The sequence below is a fragment of the Limosilactobacillus reuteri genome (assembly GCF_002254085.1).
GTDB classification, from domain to species: Bacteria; Bacillota; Bacilli; order Lactobacillales; family Lactobacillaceae; genus Limosilactobacillus; species Limosilactobacillus reuteri_K.
The window spans coordinates 1-2757 of record NZ_NGPY01000039.1 but is presented as its reverse complement, the minus strand read 5'-3'; the positions used below and the strand labels follow the sequence as shown (position 1 = coordinate 2757).

The 2757-nt window shown below is 34.0% G+C and carries 2 protein-coding genes and 2 pseudogenes; 2 read left to right on the top strand and 2 right to left on the bottom strand.

The genetic code is table 11. The annotated features are described in order from the left end of the window. Window positions 1–521: 521 nt before the first annotated feature. Window positions 522–739: pseudogene (locus CBG10_RS11540) on the top strand (MazG-like protein); the annotation flags it as partial. Window positions 740–743: 4 nt separating this feature from the next. On the opposite strand, the gene CBG10_RS07480 reads toward CBG10_RS11540, so the two are convergent. Continuing rightward, on the bottom strand, window positions 744–1601 hold the full coding sequence (locus tag CBG10_RS07480) for an alpha/beta hydrolase (protein WP_019251199.1): 858 nt from the start codon (window positions 1599–1601) through the stop codon (window positions 744–746). Between the two features lie 317 nt (window positions 1602–1918). Between CBG10_RS07480 and CBG10_RS07475 the strand changes: the two genes are divergently transcribed. After that, on the top strand, window positions 1919–2566 hold the full coding sequence (locus tag CBG10_RS07475; RefSeq protein ID WP_094512168.1) for a DsbA family oxidoreductase: 648 nt from the start codon (window positions 1919–1921) through the stop codon (window positions 2564–2566). Between the two features lie 83 nt (window positions 2567–2649). Here CBG10_RS07475 and CBG10_RS07470 read toward each other — a convergent pair. Next, window positions 2650–2757, bottom strand: a pseudogene (locus CBG10_RS07470) (IS30 family transposase); the annotation flags it as partial.

The window sequence follows — 2757 nt, the reverse complement described above, 5'->3', positions numbered from 1 at the left end:
CTATTAAATATTTCAACACTCAACGAGCTTATACATCCAAAAACGGCTTGAGCGCAGAAAAATTCCGCGCTCAAGCCGCATAAACTATTTTTCTATTTAAACTGTATACTTGACAGGCACTAGTGCAAATTTTGTACTATTAAATCGTTATACTAAGAAAAAGGATGAAACAAATCCTCGTCAGATAGAAAGAGCATTGTCGCTACTTGACGATTGATATGAAATGAAGGGTAAATAATGAGAAAATGGGAAGATATAGATAAGCATTAAACGGCTGCAACAAAAGAAGAACTATCGATTATTGACACCTTAATGTGAAAGGTGGAGTGTTATTAGTTTACTTTTTAGTAGTATTGAAGAGACGTATCTTCACAAAAATGTACAAAAACAAGCTCCGATAAAGCGCTGATATATCACCACTTTATCGGAGCTTTTGTTTAGAAGAAAGAATGATTAATGCTGTAAAATATAATTTGGTAACTAAAGTGATTGGGGGCTAAATAAATGCAATTAAATGAGTTAGTGATATTGGTAATTTAGACCGCCTAGTAATGACTAAAGAGGGACTTACGATGAAACTCCTTATCAACTATCAGAAAAATTAGCTGAAAATATTTGGTGGTTGATCGAATTATCTCAACGTCTAAATATTGATATCGAAACAGAGTTAGAGAAATTTCTAGCTAAAAGGGAACAACAACTATCCATTGATTTAGAGAAAAATAATGATAAGAAGTGATTTATTAGCGGTTCAAATACTTGTCTAAAAAGTCCATTACAATCTTAAATACCTGTGGTTGAAGGAATTTCACATCCATATGACTTGCACCTTCAATTTCATATAATTCAGTGGGAACATTGTTTTCTACTAATGCATCATAAAGTTTTTCACTATCTTTAATTGGGACAACAACATCCTCTGTTCCATGAAAGATAAGGAAAGGCGTAGAAGTAGAATTTACATAGGTGAGGGGATTTGCAGCAGAATCAAGCTCGGGAGCGTTTTCAGGCTCAGCGCCAAGCAAGTTACGGTAAACAAAATCAAAATCGTTTGATGCACTTCCTGTTTTAGCGGTTAAGGGGTCAACTACACCATAAAAAGGAACCGCTACTTGAACATCACTGGAGTAATCTAAATTAGTACCTTTGTCGAATTGGTTAAGACCGTTAGTAACACCTAGCATACTTGCCATATGCCCACCAGCCGATTCTCCCATCGCAATAAACCGATTAGGATCAGCTTGAAAGCGCTTGGCATTAGCTCTTATATAACGAATGGCAGCCTTAGCATCTTCCAATTGCCCAGGAAACTGAACTTTATTGCTATCACGATATTCGACACCAACAACAATATAACCATGCCGAGCAAAATCAACCAAATTTGGCAGATGAACATTGTGATCAGTATCCATCCAGCCGCCACCAGCAAACCAAAAAATTACTGGATAACTGGTATCATCATTAGTTTGAAAATGTCGAATGACTGAAAGCTTCAAATCTCGCGTTGTATTACCAAGCCATCCAGGAACTTGCGTATACGTAATATCTGAATCTAGCCATAAACCGTCACGTACTTGATCAACTTTAAGCGTATGTTTCATGATAAAAACTCCTTTTAAAATACTTTTGACATAGACTTCAGCAATAGTATTACATAAAACTTTTAAAACATAAATCAAAAGTATTAGTTTTGTTTAGAAAGTTTTATTAAAGTTAAAAATAAGCATTAAATAAATTCTTTTGAGAAAGCTAAAAATTAATATTCTGGGGGGAATTTTAAATCCTGTCGCATTAAAACTATAATTTTAATGACAGGTTAATTTTAAAATAAATCGTTCCCTCTTTACGTATTTACTAGCAACTTCACTTATTTTATGGTTAGATTAAATTAATATATATTTATAAGGAGCGATCATCTATGGAAATTCAATACTGGGCTGATATTGCGTGCCCATATTGCTATATGGGAATTACGCAATTACAACGGGCGCTTAAAGAATTAAAGATTGCCGATCAGACACCATTAAAATTTATGTCATTTCAACTAGATCCAACGTTGCCAACAACAACTGATCTATCAATGACAGAATATTATGCAAAAACTCATCAACTGACTAAGCAAGAAGCTGCTACACAAATACAAAAAATTGATCAACTTGCTGCCGATATTGATTTACCAATTAAGATGGAAAATGCGATTCCTGTTAATACATTAGCTGCTCATCGCTTAATAAAATACATTGAGAGTTTAAACGACCAAGCATTACTTAATAAGGCTGTTAAACGCCTTTATCAACTTTATTTTAATGATAATGAATCAATCACGGACTATGAAGCTCTAACTGTTGCAATGAATGAAATTAGACTACCTGTTGCTGATGTTAAAAAAGTTCTTGAATCTAATCAATATGAAGATGAGGTTCGAAAAAACGAACGGCGCGCATTTATGATTGGAATGCCAAGTGCACCGTTATTTGTGATTAATAATAAGTATTCAATCACTGGTGCGCAACCTTACGAAGTATTTTTAGAAGCCTTGAAAAAAGTAAAAAATACAACTAAATAGGATTCAAGCAAATCAGAAGATAATTTCTGGTTTGCTTTTTTGTTCCCCCTGCTCTATTTGTAAACCTGAAATGTCAATTTAAATTAGAAAAAAGATGAAAGTTGTTCTTCTGTGACATGACTCAAGAATACTTCTAATGGTGTACGATAATTAAGAGATTTTCGTGGGATATTGTTGCGACGATGCATTAG

Excerpts from the sequence above, each read along its gene's own strand:
- CBG10_RS07480 (WP_019251199.1), bottom strand. The coding sequence starts at position 1,601 with ATGAAACATACGCTTAAAGTTGATCAAGTACGTGACGGTTTATGGCTA.
- CBG10_RS07475 (WP_094512168.1), top strand. The coding sequence starts at position 1,919 with ATGGAAATTCAATACTGGGCTGATATTGCGTGCCCATATTGCTATATG.